The organism is Leclercia sp. GLN_9, from assembly GCF_043105735.1.
In the GTDB taxonomy this organism is placed as follows: domain Bacteria; phylum Pseudomonadota; class Gammaproteobacteria; order Enterobacterales; family Enterobacteriaceae; genus Enterobacter; species Enterobacter adecarboxylatus.
Genome location: NZ_JBICLV010000014.1, coordinates 115,769 through 129,633, shown reverse-complemented (window position 1 = coordinate 129,633; position 13,865 = coordinate 115,769). Strand labels below are relative to the sequence as shown.

Annotated in this window: 13 protein-coding genes; 6 read left to right on the top strand and 7 right to left on the bottom strand. The window is 52.7% G+C overall.

Annotated features, from left to right (window positions below):
* Nucleotides 1–120 precede the first annotated feature (120 nt).
* Together mobB and mobA are read right to left on the bottom strand one after the other, a co-directional pair.
* A complete protein-coding gene (gene mobB, locus ACF8PE_RS08890; protein WP_059306921.1) occupies nt 121–624 on the bottom strand; it encodes a molybdopterin-guanine dinucleotide biosynthesis protein MobB in 504 nt (167 codons plus the stop codon).
* Nucleotides 621–1,205: a molybdenum cofactor guanylyltransferase MobA gene (gene mobA, locus ACF8PE_RS08885; protein ID WP_077226878.1), complete on the bottom strand. Its 585-nt coding sequence runs from the start codon at nt 1,203–1,205 to the stop codon at nt 621–623. The genes mobB and mobA overlap by 4 nt, the downstream gene beginning before the upstream one ends.
* Before the next feature lie 68 nt (nt 1,206–1,273).
* Between mobA and ACF8PE_RS08880 the strand changes: the two genes are divergently transcribed.
* The 3 genes from ACF8PE_RS08880 to dsbA all read left to right on the top strand — a co-directional run bounded on the left by ACF8PE_RS08880 (nt 1,274) and on the right by dsbA (nt 3,256).
* Nucleotides 1,274–1,543, top strand: coding sequence for a YihD family protein (locus ACF8PE_RS08880; RefSeq protein ID WP_059306923.1), 270 nt, complete (start codon nt 1,274–1,276; stop codon nt 1,541–1,543).
* 75 nt (nt 1,544–1,618) lie between these two features.
* Nucleotides 1,619–2,605 (top strand): serine/threonine protein kinase, encoded by a 987-nt coding sequence (locus ACF8PE_RS08875; RefSeq protein ID WP_032615440.1) that lies wholly within the window; start codon nt 1,619–1,621, stop codon nt 2,603–2,605.
* Between the two features lie 27 nt (nt 2,606–2,632).
* Nucleotides 2,633–3,256 carry a thiol:disulfide interchange protein DsbA gene (gene dsbA / locus ACF8PE_RS08870; RefSeq protein WP_032615438.1) on the top strand — a complete coding sequence of 208 codons (624 nt, stop codon included), beginning with the start codon at nt 2,633–2,635 and terminating at the stop codon, nt 3,254–3,256.
* Nucleotides 3,257–3,271: 15 nt separating this feature from the next.
* Here dsbA and ACF8PE_RS08865 read toward each other — a convergent pair whose 3' ends face one another.
* On the bottom strand, nt 3,272–4,180 hold the full coding sequence (locus ACF8PE_RS08865; protein WP_392494780.1) for an acyltransferase: 909 nt from the start codon (nt 4,178–4,180) through the stop codon (nt 3,272–3,274).
* A 435-nt stretch (nt 4,181–4,615) separates the two neighbouring features.
* Here ACF8PE_RS08865 and polA point away from each other — a divergent pair, with 435 nt between their 5' ends.
* Nucleotides 4,616–7,408 carry a DNA polymerase I gene (gene polA / locus ACF8PE_RS08860; RefSeq protein ID WP_059306925.1) on the top strand — a complete coding sequence of 931 codons (2,793 nt, stop codon included), beginning with the start codon at nt 4,616–4,618 and terminating at the stop codon, nt 7,406–7,408.
* 313 nt (nt 7,409–7,721) lie between these two features.
* Here the strand turns inward: polA and yihA are convergent, their stop codons facing one another.
* Nucleotides 7,722–8,348, bottom strand: coding sequence for a ribosome biogenesis GTP-binding protein YihA/YsxC (yihA, locus tag ACF8PE_RS08855; RefSeq protein WP_032615431.1), 627 nt, complete (start codon nt 8,346–8,348; stop codon nt 7,722–7,724).
* A 581-nt stretch (nt 8,349–8,929) separates the two neighbouring features.
* Here yihA and yihI point away from each other — a divergent pair.
* Entirely contained in the window at nt 8,930–9,445 is a 516-nt protein-coding gene (gene yihI / locus ACF8PE_RS08850) for a Der GTPase-activating protein YihI (RefSeq protein ID WP_032615429.1), read from the top strand.
* A 188-nt stretch (nt 9,446–9,633) separates the two neighbouring features.
* Complete coding sequence (hemN, locus tag ACF8PE_RS08845) at nt 9,634–11,007, top strand: oxygen-independent coproporphyrinogen III oxidase (RefSeq protein WP_059306926.1); 1,374 nt, start codon at nt 9,634–9,636, stop codon at nt 11,005–11,007.
* Between the two features lie 84 nt (nt 11,008–11,091).
* Here hemN and ACF8PE_RS08840 read toward each other — a convergent pair whose 3' ends face one another.
* From ACF8PE_RS08840 to glnL, 3 genes are all read right to left on the bottom strand, one after another.
* Nucleotides 11,092–11,214 (bottom strand): YshB family small membrane protein, encoded by a 123-nt coding sequence (locus ACF8PE_RS08840; RefSeq protein ID WP_141242341.1) that lies wholly within the window; start codon nt 11,212–11,214, stop codon nt 11,092–11,094.
* A gap of 110 nt (nt 11,215–11,324) precedes the next feature.
* On the bottom strand, nt 11,325–12,737 hold the full coding sequence (gene glnG, locus ACF8PE_RS08835; RefSeq protein WP_032615423.1) for a nitrogen regulation protein NR(I): 1,413 nt from the start codon (nt 12,735–12,737) through the stop codon (nt 11,325–11,327).
* Nucleotides 12,738–12,748: 11 nt separating this feature from the next.
* Nucleotides 12,749–13,798, bottom strand: a complete 1,050-nt coding sequence (gene glnL / locus ACF8PE_RS08830; RefSeq protein ID WP_032615421.1) for a nitrogen regulation protein NR(II) — start codon at nt 13,796–13,798, stop codon at nt 12,749–12,751.
* Between the last annotated feature and the right edge of the window lie 67 nt (nt 13,799–13,865).

Sequence of the window (13,865 nt, the reverse complement as noted above, 5' to 3'; positions counted from 1 at the left end):
AAAAAGCCCATCCTCACGGATGGGCTTTTTGCGTTGTGGCGCCGGGCAGCCGGCGGCACTGCTTTTGCCCCGCCTGTAAAACCCTAAAGCCGGGTAAGGCGGAGCCGAAATCCCAATAGATCAGGCCGCGCTCCACTGCATAATAAACTCCGAAATCCCATCCACATCATTCAAATCCAGCACTGGTACCTGCAGCGGCAATGCAACATCACTGGCTACCGCAATCACATGCTCATCCAGCGTTAACTCGCAAACATCATGTCCTGCATCGCTTCGAAACAGCAGGATCTTTGCAACAGCCTCATGCTTAAACCCCTCAACCAGCACCAGATCCAGCGTTGAGTGATCCATTCGACTGACCAGATAAGCAAGATCCAATGGCGCTTCATCCGGGGTTTCGGTCATCAGCGCCCAACGCTGATTGCTCGCCACCATCGTTTGTGCCGCACCCGCTTTACGCAGCTCATAACTGTCTTTGCCCGGCTTATCGACATCCATATTATGATGAGTGTGCTTAATCAATCCGGGACGAATACCTTTGGCGCAAAGCGCAGGTATCAGTTTCTTTAGCAGAGTGGTCTTCCCAGTACCGCTCCAGGCGGAAATCGCTAAAACGGGTATCATCTCTTCTCCTGCATGGTCTGCAAATCTTCGGTGGTATTCACATTCACGAAAGCAGATTTCAGATCGCTAAAATCAACCGGATGGCCGCCAGACTCGCGCATAAACAACATTACTCGTCGCTCTCCTGCGGCCAGGTATTCCTTTAAATCAGGCACTAACGATCGGTTAATTAACGCGATAGTAGGATGATCGCGCTCGCCGTCATGCGCCCAGACTACAGGGGCATCACCGCGCTGCTGCACCAAACGTTCAACCAGGCAAGAGGGGATAAAAGGTGTATCGCACGAACAAAAGAGAAACCACTCTGCCGGGGATTGCTGCATCACGGAGAGCATACCGGCCAACGGGCCAGGATAATCAGCAAGGTTATCCTGATAAACGGGATATCCGCTTTGCTGATAAATATCGATATGACGATTCGCGCTGATGGCGAGTGCTGATACCTGGCCGGCAAGCCTGTCAGCGACATGACGCCATAGGGGTCTATTGTTCAGTTGTTGAAGCCCCTTATCTTTGCCACCCATACGCGTCGCTCTGCCACCCGCCAGAACAACCCCAATAATCTCCCGGCACTGATTCACTAATATCGCCTCTTTTATTGTGGGATTGACCCTGCTAACGTGTCTCTCTTAATGAAAGGAGTATTCCCATGAAATGTAAACGTCTGAACGAAGTTATCGAACTCCTCCAGCCAGCCTGGCAGAAAGAGTCAGAACTTAACCTGATGCAATTCTTACAGAAACTGGCGCAGGAGTCAGGTTATGACGGTGAGCTGGCCGACCTTTCTGATGACATCCTGATCTATCACCTGAAAATGCGTGATTCCGGCAAAGATGCGGTGATCCCGGGCATCCAGAAAGATTATGAAGAAGATTTTAAAACCGCCTTGCTGCGCGCACGTGGCGTAATTAAAGAGTAAAAGCTTGTAAGAGGCGCCACCGTAAACGCTGTTAAATGATATCCTCAATCATTCGTATAATTTCCGGATGATCGGATGAACGACCAGGCTTTTACTTTCCAGACCTTACACCCGGATACCATTATGGATGCGCTGTTTGAACAGGGCATCCGGGTAGACTCAGGCCTGACACCCTTAAACAGCTATGAGAACCGCGTCTACCAGTTTCAGGATGAGGATCGCCAGCGCTTTGTGGTGAAATTTTATCGCCCGCAGCGCTGGTCAGCTGAACAAATTCAGGAAGAGCATCAGTTTGCACTCGACCTGGTGGCCGATGATGTTCCTGTCGCCGCCCCCCTTAAATTCAATAATCAGACGCTGCTGTCGCACCAGGGCTTTTATTTTGCTGTGTTTCCAAGTCTTGGTGGCAGGCAATTTGAAGCCGACAACATTGATCAGATGGAGTGGGTTGCCCGTTATTTAGGGCGCATTCATCAGACAGGACAGAAAAGCGTGTTTACCGCGCGCCCGACCATCGGCATTCAGGAATACTTGCTTGAACCGCGTCAGGTATTTGAAACATCCACGCTCATTCCTTCAGGGCTGAAAGCGCAATTCCTTGCCGCAACGGATGGCTTAATTAACGCCGTCATTTCGCGCTGGGATAACAACGTCACCACGCTGCGTCTGCACGGCGATTGCCATGCCGGAAATATCCTCTGGCGTGATGGGCCGTTATTTGTCGATCTTGATGATGCGCGAATGGGACCTGCTATTCAGGATCTCTGGATGCTACTGAATGGCGATAAAGCCGAGCAGCGAATGCAGCTTGAGACGATTATTGAAGCCTATGAAGAGTTCTCGTCCTTTGATTCAGACGAAATTGCATTAATTGAACCTTTACGTGCCATGCGTTTTGTCTATTATCTTTCCTGGTTAATCAGGCGTTGGGATGACCCCGCTTTCCCCAGAAACTTTCCGTGGCTTACCGGGGAAGATTACTGGCGTAACCAGATATCGACATTTACTGAACAGGTAAAGGTTCTGCAGGAACCCCCTTTGCAATTAACGCCAATGTATTAATCGAACACACCCAGGAGAAATTTGATCATGAAAAAAATATGGCTGGCGCTGGCAGGTATGATTCTGGCTTTTAGCGCATCGGCTGCACAGTTCAGCGATGGCAAGCAGTATATTACCCTCGACAAACCGGTAGCCGGAGAGCCTCAGGTCCTTGAGTTCTTCTCATTCTACTGCCCGCACTGCTATGAGTTCGAGCAGGTTCTGCACGTTTCCGATAACGTGAAGAAGAAGCTGCCAGAAGGCACCAAAATGACCAAGTATCATGTTGAGTTTCTTGGCCCGTTGGGCAAAGACCTGACTCAGGCATGGGCCGTTGCGATGGCGCTGGGTGTGGAAGACAAAATTACTGCGCCAATGTTTGAAGCAGTTCAGAAAACACAGGCCGTACAAACCACAGCTGATATCCGCAAAGTCTTTGTTGATGCCGGTATTAAAGGAGAAGAATACGATGCAGCCTGGAATAGCTTCGTTGTGAAATCTCTGGTAGCTCAGCAGGAAAAAGCTGCTGCTGACCTGCAGCTGCGCGGCGTGCCAGCCATGTATGTTAACGGCAAATATCAGCTGAATATGCAGGGTATGGATACCAGCAGCATGGACATCTTCGTCCAGCAATATGCTGATACCGTGAAGTATCTGGTTGAGAAGAAGTAATAAAGAAAACGCCGGTCAATGACCGGCGTTTTTGTATTCCGCTTTAATTGTGTTTATGAGCGCGTCTTTCTCACTCCACAACGTATTCAGCCAGAGCTGAAAACGTCGCTTAAAGTTCTTATCGCTGACGTAGTCCCCGTATAATTCCTCCGCCACAGGCACCAGATTAATACGCACCACGATCCGGGTTAACTTGCCGCTGAGCATATCCTGAAATGGCGTCTTATCGTTTTCTGGATAACAGAGCGTGACGTTCAGTAATTTGTCGAACTGTTTGCCTAGCACGTTAAGCGCCATGGCGATCCCGGCCGCTTTTGGCGGCAGCAGGTTGGCATACGGCGAGCGCGTTTGCTGCTGCTTCTCTTCGGTAAAGCGAGAGCCTTCGACGAAATTAACGATTGTGGTGGGGTGCGAGCGAAACTTCTCACAGGAGCGGCGGGTGGTTTCAACATCTTTACCGCGGCGCTCAGGATGGCGAATCAGATAGCTACGCGAATAGCGTTTCATGAAGGGCATATCCAGCGCCCAGCAGGCCAGGCCAATAAAAGGCACCCAGGCGAGCTGCTGCTTAAGAAAGTATTTGTTCATGGGGATATGTTTGCGGAACAGCACGCATAACACCACAATATCGGCCCAGCTATGGTGGTTACAGATGAGCAAATACCAGTTTTTCTTGTTAAGCCCTTCCAGACCCTGAACATCCCATTTCAGATGCGGATTAAGACGCAAAAGTACTGCCAGGCCTTCACACCAGCAGTGCATCATGAAATTACAAAAACCTGATACGGCACGCCAGACGACGGGGATCGGTAGTAACAGTTTAATTATTCCGGCGATGATAATCGGCACAGAACAGGCGATGGTGACCAGAATAGTTAATGCGATACTTAACAGAAGCGTGATCGCAGCCAGCAGTCTAGACATGATGAGTGTTTTCAGGTGGTTAGATATAATATGCGCCTGATAAACAGACACCGGGCGCTGATTTTACCAGAAAACGCTAAAAGGATGGGGCTTTAACCTGGTATGAACAGCGTTTTACCTGTCAGCGGAGAAAAATTCTATGGCACAGATCCGGCGTGGCTTATATCCACATGGAGTAAATTGTCATCAATCAGAGATATGAGATCGCGATCAAACAATAATATATTGATTATTAAGATTAATTATTAGCATAGCGATCAACAGATAGCACATTTAGTCCAAGTCGCAGAAACTATTCACAAACTTATCCACAGATTTAATTTGCGACCGATCCTCAGGATCGCAAAATCTTTGGCTGTATTGACCGCGAAAAACTGATGTTTTCATCCTTCTGTGGCATCCTTTAACCATAAATTACTTAAAGGCACGGACATTATGGTTCAGATCCCCGAAAATCCGCTTATTCTCGTCGACGGTTCGTCTTATCTTTATCGGGCGTATCATGCGTTTCCTCCGCTGACTAATAGCGCCGGAGAGCCTACTGGCGCAATGTATGGCGTGCTGAACATGCTGCGTAGTTTGATTTTGCAGTATCAGCCGAGCCATGCCGCCGTCGTATTCGATGCGAAAGGCAAAACTTTCCGGGATGAGCTGTTTGAACACTATAAATCCCATCGCCCGCCAATGCCGGACGATCTGCGCGCGCAGATTGAGCCTCTGCATAAGATGGTAAAAGCGATGGGTCTGCCTTTAATGGCCGTCTCTGGCGTGGAAGCAGACGATGTAATCGGTACGCTGGCACGAGAAGCCGAGAAAATGGGCCGCCCGGTATTGATCAGTACCGGCGATAAAGACATGGCGCAGCTGGTCACGCCAGGGATCACCCTGATTAACACCATGACCAATACCATCCTTGGCCCTGAAGAGGTGGTGACCAAATATGGCGTGCCGCCGGAGCTGATCATCGACTTCCTCGCGCTGATGGGCGACTCCTCCGATAACATTCCGGGCGTGCCGGGTGTGGGCGAGAAGACGGCCCAGGCGCTGCTGCAAGGTCTGGGTGGGCTGGATACGCTGTACAGCGAGCAGGATAAAATTGCCGGGTTAACCTTCCGCGGCGCCAAAACCATGGCCGCTAAGCTTGAGCAAAATAAAGAGGTCGCGTATCTCTCCTATCAACTGGCGACCATTAAAACCGACGTTGAACTGGATCTGACCTGCGAACAGCTGGAAGTACAGCAACCTGCCGTAGAGGAGCTGTTGAGCCTGTTTAAACAGTATGAATTCAAACGCTGGATAACCGATCTCGACGCAGGAAAATGGCTGCAGGCGAAAGGGGCAAAACCGGCGGCTAAACCAAAACAGACGCTGGTGATTGATGCGGAAGTAGAGCCGGAAGAAGAAGCCACGGTCCTCTCTTCTGAACATTACGAAACCATTCTTGATGAAGCCCAGTTGCAGGTCTGGATTGAAAAATTAAAGCAGGCGCCGGTGTTCGCTTTTGATACCGAAACTGACAGCCTCGATAATGTCTCCGCCAATATGGTCGGCCTCTCCTTTGCCACTGAGCCTGGCGTTGCCGCCTATGTGCCGGTCGCCCACGATTACCTGGATGCGCCTGAACAGATCAGCCGTGAGCGGGTGCTCGAACTGCTCAAGCCGATCCTTGAAGACGAAAAAGCACTCAAGGTGGGGCAAAACCTGAAGTTTGACCGCGGTATCCTGCAAAACTACGGCATTGAACTGCGGGGCATCGCGTTCGATACCATGCTGGAATCCTATATCCTCGACAGCGTTGCCGGTCGTCATGATATGGATTCACTCTCGGATCGCTGGCTGAAGCACAAAACCGTAACCTTCGAAGAGATCGCGGGCAAGGGCAAAAATCAGCTGACGTTTAACCAGATTGCCCTGGAAGAGGCGGGACACTATGCGGCAGAAGATGCTGACGTCACGCTGCAACTGCATTTAAAGATGTGGCCAAAGCTGCAAAAACACGCCGGGCCGCTGAACGTGTTCCAGAATATCGAGATGCCGCTGGTGCCGGTTCTGTCTCGCATTGAGCGCAACGGCGTTAAGATCGATCCGGCAGTACTGCATAAGCACTCAGAAGAGATCACCTTGCGCCTGAACGAGCTTGAGCAAAAAGCGCATGAGATCGCCGGCGAGCCGTTTAACCTCTCGTCCACCAAACAGCTGCAGACCATCCTGTTTGAAAAGCAAGGCATTAAGCCGCTGAAGAAAACGCCGGGTGGTGCACCGTCAACCTCTGAAGAGGTGCTGGAAGAGCTGGCGCTGGACTATCCGCTGCCGAAAGTGATCCTGCAATACCGTGGGCTGGCAAAGCTGAAATCGACCTATACCGATAAGCTGCCGTTGATGATCAACCCGAAAACGGGTCGCGTGCATACCTCTTATCATCAGGCGGTGGCAGCCACCGGGCGTCTGTCCTCGACCGATCCGAACCTGCAAAACATTCCGGTGCGTAATGAAGAGGGGCGTCGTATCCGTCAGGCGTTTATTGCGCCGCAGGACTACGTGATTGTCTCCGCTGACTATTCGCAGATTGAGCTGCGTATTATGGCGCACCTGTCCCGGGATAAAGGCCTGTTGACCGCCTTTGCTGAAGGGCAGGATATCCACCGGGCGACGGCGGCCGAAGTCTTTGGGATGTCACTGGAGAGTGTAACCGGGGAACAGCGCCGCAGCGCAAAAGCGATCAACTTTGGTCTGATCTACGGTATGAGCGCCTTTGGCCTCTCCCGTCAGCTCAATATTCCACGTAAAGAGTCGCAGAAGTACATGGATCTCTATTTCGAGCGCTATCCGGGCGTGCTGCAATATATGGAGAGCACCCGTGCCAAGGCGAAAGAAAAAGGTTATGTCGAAACGCTGGACGGACGTCGTCTCTATCTGCCGGATATCAACTCAAGCAATGCAGCGCGCCGTGCCGGTGCCGAGCGTGCCGCGATCAACGCCCCGATGCAGGGGACAGCAGCAGATATCATTAAACGTGCGATGATCGCCGTTGATGCCTGGCTGGAGAAAGACCAGCCGCGGGTTCGTATGATCATGCAGGTACACGATGAACTGGTGTTCGAAGTGCACAAAGACGATCTGGAGTCCGTCTCGAAAAAGATCCATGAACTGATGGAAAACAGCATGAAACTGGATGTGCCGTTGCTGGTGGAAGTGGGTAGCGGAGAAAACTGGGATCAGGCTCACTAACTCTTTCTGGAATATGAACACTTTTTGTAAGTAAGCAACATATCCATGAACGTTTTGTGATGATCATTAGAATTACCTATGTAAAGAATGAAAAAAAACTACAAAAAGTGCTTTGTCTATAGTCTAAAAAAGGGTAGAGTTATTCGCGTAGGGTACAGAGGTAAGATGTTCTATCTTTCAGACCTTTTACTTCACGTAATCGGATTTGGCTGAATATTTTAGCCGCCCCAGTCAGTAATGACTGGGGCGTTTTTTATTGCGGCAAAGAAAAGTTTCAGCGCAAAAAAAAGCGCGGACATCGCCGCGCTTATTATCACTCTTCCGCTTCTGTCGCGGGTTCCAGCTCACTGTACCAGCGATCCAGTTTTTCACGCAGTTTATCCACGCCAAGTTTCTTCAGTGAAGAAAAAGCCTCAACCTGGATGTCGCCGTTAAACGCCAGAACCGCTTCACGCACCATATTCACCTGCGCTTTACGCGCGCCACTTGCCAGCTTGTCGGCTTTGGTCAACAGCACCAGCACCTCGATCCCGCTTTCGACGGCCCAGTGGATCATCTGCTGATCAAGATCTTTGAGCGGATGACGAATATCCATCAGCACGACCAGACCTTTCAGGCACAGGCGTTTTTCCAGGTATTCACCCAGGGCGCGCTGCCATTTGATTTTCATCTCTTCCGGTACTTCGGCGTAGCCATAGCCCGGTAAGTCGACCAGGCGTTTGCCCGGCGCAACTTCAAACAGGTTAATCAGCTGGGTACGGCCAGGCGTTTTAGAGATACGGGCGAGGCTTTTCTGATTGGTCAGGGTATTCAGAGCGCTGGATTTCCCCGCGTTGGACCGGCCAGCAAATGCCACTTCAAGACCCGCATCGGCGGGTAAATGGCGAATATCAGGCGCACTAAGAACAAAATGCGTCTGGTGATAATTCAGGTTGGTCACGTGGTTGTCTCCAGAAATTCGTAACGTTGGGGGGATTATACCTGAACAGAGAGAAAAGGCTTTTCCCATCGGCAGTCTGGCTGTAAGTAAAAACCATGAACTTTGTAAGAGATCTGCCCTTTAAATTATGGGAGATTTAAGAAAAATCGCAGAGCCTTTAAAAATCATAATCATTAAAATCAAACTATTAACGCTTAGTCCTAATCTGAAAAGCGCGCGTAAATCGCCTTTGTGGGTTGTAGGTTTAACCGGACCGCGTAAAGTAGCGCTCAACGGCGAGGATGCCAACAGGAAGCGGACTTAAGGATGAGGGTCAGGAGCGCCAGGAGGCGAAGACAAAGGACAGTCAGGAAGACGTACGCCTGGAGGCGTTTGAAAAAGGAAAAGGACCTGTCACGGACGGTAGCTGCTCACGGAAAAACAGGGTGAGTTGTCAGCAAACAGGGATTGTCAGACCCATAACGCGTTATGAGTCAGGAAAAAAGGCGACAGATTGCTCTGTCGCCTTTTTTCTTTGCTTGCTTTCTGCTAGATTTCGCCGCAATTCTATACTGAATAAAACGACGTAAAGACAAAACAACATGAAAAAACCGACCTCCGCTGCAGGCGCTAAACGTCCAGCAAAAGCACGCCGTAAAACGCGCGAAGAACTGAATCAGGAAGCGCGCGATCGCAAACGCGATAAAAAGCATCGTGGCCATGCTGCGGGCAGTCGCACAAGCGGCAGCGGTGAATCGGGTGCGTCTGCGAAAAGTAAGCAGCAGAAAGACCCGCGTATCGGCAGTAAAACACCTGTTCCATTAGGCGTGACCAATGCCCCGGTCACCAGGCAGCACAAACCCAAGAGCGAGAAACCTATGCTTTCACCGCAGGCTGAGCTGGATTTGCTGGAGAATGATGAGCGCCTGGATGCGCTGCTGGAACGTCTTGAAGAGGGTGAAACCCTGAATGCTGAAGAGCAATCCTGGGTTGATGCCAAACTGGATCGCATCGATGAACTGATGCAGAAGCTTGGTCTCTCTTACGACGACGAAGAGGAAGAGGAAGAAGAAGAGAAGCAGGAAGACATGATGCGCCTGCTGAAAGGTGGAAACTAACATTTGCACCCGGCAGGCTTTATCGTCCTGCTTATAACCCTTCCGGTTATATGTTATCTGGTGTGGTTATTCGTTAAACTACGGCGGTTGTCGCGGCGACAAAAGTGGCTGCGCACCCGATTCATGGCCCGCACAGGGGCCAGAACGGGCCGCCGTAAACGAACGCGGCACCATCGGAAGGAGTGAACATGTCTGTACCAACCATCGACTGGGATCTGGCCCTGATCCAAAAATATAACTATTCCGGGCCGCGTTATACCTCGTATCCAACCGCGCTGGAATTTTCCGACGCCTTCGGTGATAGCCATTTTCAGCAGGCGGTTGCGCGTTACCCCGATCGCCCGCTTTCTCTGTATGTTCATATCCCGTTCTGCCACAAGCTCTGCTATTTCTGCGGCTGCAATAAAATTGTTACCCGCCAGCAGCACAAAGCAGATCAGTATCTGGACGCGCTTGAGCAGGAGATCCTCCATCGCGCGCCGCAGTTTGCCGGACGCCATGTCAGCCAGCTCCACTGGGGTGGCGGTACGCCGACCTACCTGAATAAAGCGCAAATCAGCCGCCTGATGAATTTGCTGCGGAATAACTTCCGTTTCGATGCCGATGCGGAAATCTCCATCGAAGTGGATCCGCGCGAAATCGAGCTGGATGTGCTCGATCACCTGCGTGGCGAAGGCTTTAACCGCCTGAGTATGGGCGTGCAGGACTTCAACAAAGAGGTCCAGCGCCTGGTCAACCGCGAGCAGGATGAAGCGTTCATCTTCGCGCTGTTAAATCACGCGCGGGAGATTGGCTTTACGTCCACCAATATCGACCTGATTTATGGTCTGCCAAAACAGACACCAGAAAGCTTTGCCTACACGCTGAAGCGCGTGGCGGAGCTTAACCCGGATCGCCTGAGCGTCTTTAACTATGCGCATCTGCCGACGCTGTTTGCCGCGCAACGCAAAATCAAAGATGCGGACCTGCCTTCTGCCCAGCAAAAGCTGGATATCCTGCAGGAAACCATCACCTCTCTGACCGAGACCGGCTACCAGTTTATCGGCATGGATCACTTTGCCCGCCCGGACGATGAGCTGGCGATCGCCCAGCGCGAAGGTGTGCTGCATCGTAATTTCCAGGGTTACACCACCCAGGGCGATACGGATCTGCTGGGCATGGGCGTTTCGGCCATCAGCATGATTGGCGACTGCTACGCGCAGAACCAGAAAGAGCTGAAGCACTATTATCAACAGGTAGATGCAACCGGAAACGCCCTGTGGCGCGGCATCGCCTTAACCCGCGACGACTGTATTCGCCGGGACGTGATTAAAGCGCTGATCTGTAATTTCCGCCTCGACTTCAGTGATGTCGAAGCGCAGTGGGATCTGCAATTTAATGATTACTTTGCTGAAGACCTGAAATTGCTGGCGCCGTTGGCGAAAGATGGGCTGGTGGATGTCACGGAGAGTGCGATTGAGGTCACGCCGAAAGGGCGTCTGTTGATTCGTAATATCTGTATGTGCTTTGACGCCTATCTGCGTCAGAAAGCGCGCTTACAGCAGTTCTCGCGCGTCATTTAACGGTATTGCCCGGTGGCGCTAACGCCTACCGGGCCTACAGAATCGAACCGTAGGCCGGTTAAGCGTTCGCGCCACCCGACTTTTCTAGCTAAACAGCCCAACCAGCGCCGCACACAGCACTGCCGCAATGGCCGCTTGTGGCGTATGCCCCACTGCTGCGCTGGCTTCGACGCCGCCAGACAATACCGTCACGATTGATTCCAGCATGATGCTCCCCCCATTTTCCCGGCAAGATCATACTTAACTCATCGGAACAGTAAAGCGCAAAATAGCGGCAGTTTGCGCTTAATTAATGCACTTTACACAGCGGGTAAAAATCACTCCATTCCCAGCTCTTTTAACTTCCGCGTCAGGGTATTGCGACCCCAGCCAAGCAGGCGTGCCGCCTCCTGCTTATGGCCCTGGGTATGACGCAGCGCAGTGGTAAGCAGCGTGCGTTCCATCTCGGGTTGCGCCTCGGAGAGCAGATTTTGATGACCGGAACGCAGGGCGCGATCGGCCCATTGCGCCAGCAGTGTGGCCCAGCTGTCGGGCAGGCTCTGACCTGTGCTGCTTTCCGGCACGTGGGTTTCGAAAAGCTCAGGCGGCAAATCCTGGATCAACACCTCCTGGCCTGCGGCCATCACCGTTAACCAGCGGCAGGTATTTTCCAGCTGACGCACGTTGCCCGGCCAGGCCAGACGCGTTAACGCGGCTTCGGTTTCCGGGTGCAGCAGTTTAGCTTCTACCCCCAGCTCACGGGCGGCATCCTGCAGGAAATGACGTGCCAGACGCGGGATATCCTCCCGGCGCTCGCGCAGCGGCGGCAGGTGGACGCGAATAACGTTCAGGCGGTGGAATAAGTCCTCACGGAATTTCCCCTCCTGGACGCGCAGCTCAAGGTTCTGGTGGGTGGCGGCAATGATACGTACATCGACCTTAACCGGCGCATAGCCGCCCACGCGGTAAAACTGACCGTCCGCCAGCACGCGCAGCAGTCGCGTCTGGACGTCGAGCGGCATATCCCCAATCTCATCCAGAAACAGCGTCCCGCCGTCGGCCTGTTCAAAGCGGCCCTGACGAATGGTGTTGGCGCCGGTAAAGGCGCCTTTTTCGTGACCAAACAGCTCGGACTCAATCAAATCCTTGGGGATCGCGGCCATATTCAGGGCGATAAACGGCGCTTTGGCCCGCGGGCTATGGCGATGCAGGGCATGTGCGACCAGTTCTTTCCCGGTGCCTGACTCGCCGTTAATCAGCACGCTGATGGAAGAGCGTGACAGGCGGCCAATAATGCGAAACACATCCTGCATCGCGGGTGCTTCGCCAATGATATCGGTAGTCGGGCCAAATACCGGGGCATTTCGCGGCTGCTGCTGCTCCTGATAGTGGCTGATGGCACGTTCAACCAGCGCCACCGCTTCATCAATATCGAACGGTTTTGGCAGGTAATCGAACGCGCCCTGCTGGTAGGCGCTGACGGCCGCATCCAGATCGGAGTGCGCGGTCATTATGATGACCGGCAGCATCGGGTGCCGCTGCTTGATCTGTTTTAACAGCGCCAGCCCATCCATCCCCGGCATACGGATATCGGACAGCAGCACGTCCGGGGTTTTGGTGGTGAGTGCATCAAGCACATCGGCGCCACTTTCAAAAGCGGTGCAGCTTAATCCTGCTCCGGTAAGCGCCCGTTCAAGCACCCAGCGGATGGAGCTATCGTCATCAACTACCCAGACTATCCCTCGTTGCATAACCTAACCCTCTATTTCCTGATTGGCAGGTAAACCGAAAACTCGGTATGACCCGGCCAACTGGTAAATTCAATTTTGCCGGAGTGCTGATCTATCAAATTACGGGCAATCGATAAGCCTAGCCCGGTCCCGCCTTCACGGCCGCTGACCATCGGGTAAAACAGCGTGTCCTGTAAATGGGAGGGAATGCCCGGGCCGTTATCTTCCACGTCGATGCGGGCCGCCAGACGGTAGCGCGTGCCATGCAGGGTGAGCTGGAATGCCGTACGGGTACGCAGCACAATCTGGCCGCCTTCCGGGCCTAAGGCCTGCAGAGCATTACGCACGATGTTCAGCAAGACCTGTTCAATCTGGTCGGGGTCGTGCGGGAGTTCCGGCAGGCTGGGATCGTAATCCCGAATCAGCCTGACGTTATCCGGCAACTCCATCGACACCAGTTTGACGACGCGCTCGGCCACTTTGTGAATGCTTTCGGTGACGTGCATCCCGGGTTGCTGCGGGCCTAACAGGCGATCCACCAGATTACGCAGGCGATCGGCCTGTTCAATGATGACGTTGGTGTATTCCGCCAGCGCCGGATCGGGCAGGGCTTTGGTTAAGAGTTGCGCCGCGCCGCGCAGGCCACCGAGCGGATTTTTAATTTCATGGGCGAGGCCGCGCACCAGGTCCCGGGCCGCAATCTGCTGGGCATGTTGCAGCTGCTCCTGGCTCAGGCGACGCTGATTATCCATCGGCGCCATCTCCAGCAGGATCAGACCTTCCGGCAGCCGTTGCGCGGTCAGGGACAGAATATGCGAGCGCCCGTCGATCACCAGTGTGACTTCGTTATCGGTAAAGCCTTGTCCCGCCTGCAGGCTCTCCTGCATCAGGCCGATGTTCAGGGAAAAATAACTCAACAGCTCGGGTAGCGGCGCACCAAACAGTTTGCGTGAGCTTTGGGCAAGCAGCTGCTGGGCCGCAGGATTGGCGTAATGTACCGCCAGATCGTCGTCGACCAGTAAAATGCTGTTGATAAGAGAATTGAGGATCTGCCCAGCATCGGGCAGCGTGCCAGTTGCCATTCAGCAGTCTCCTGGAGTTGGTTGCACCATTTTAGTGCATTATAGCGTTTTTGCGGTAAAAAGCGCG

Bases quoted from the DNA above. Each gene is read 5' to 3' on its own strand.
- mobB (WP_059306921.1), bottom strand. From the start codon at position 624: ATGATACCCGTTTTAGCGATTTCCGCCTGGAGCGGTACTGGGAAGACC.
- ACF8PE_RS08880 (WP_059306923.1), top strand. From the start codon at position 1,274: ATGAAATGTAAACGTCTGAACGAAGTTATCGAACTCCTCCAGCCAGCC.
- ACF8PE_RS08875 (WP_032615440.1), top strand. From the start codon at position 1,619: ATGAACGACCAGGCTTTTACTTTCCAGACCTTACACCCGGATACCATT.
- dsbA (WP_032615438.1), top strand. From the start codon at position 2,633: ATGAAAAAAATATGGCTGGCGCTGGCAGGTATGATTCTGGCTTTTAGC.
- ACF8PE_RS08865 (WP_392494780.1), bottom strand. From the start codon at position 4,180: ATGTCTAGACTGCTGGCTGCGATCACGCTTCTGTTAAGTATCGCATTA.
- polA (WP_059306925.1), top strand. From the start codon at position 4,616: ATGGTTCAGATCCCCGAAAATCCGCTTATTCTCGTCGACGGTTCGTCT.
- yihI (WP_032615429.1), top strand. From the start codon at position 8,930: ATGAAAAAACCGACCTCCGCTGCAGGCGCTAAACGTCCAGCAAAAGCA.
- hemN (WP_059306926.1), top strand. From the start codon at position 9,634: ATGTCTGTACCAACCATCGACTGGGATCTGGCCCTGATCCAAAAATAT.
- ACF8PE_RS08840 (WP_141242341.1), bottom strand. From the start codon at position 11,214: ATGCTGGAATCAATCGTGACGGTATTGTCTGGCGGCGTCGAAGCCAGC.
- glnG (WP_032615423.1), bottom strand. From the start codon at position 12,737: ATGCAACGAGGGATAGTCTGGGTAGTTGATGACGATAGCTCCATCCGC.
- glnL (WP_032615421.1), bottom strand. From the start codon at position 13,798: ATGGCAACTGGCACGCTGCCCGATGCTGGGCAGATCCTCAATTCTCTT.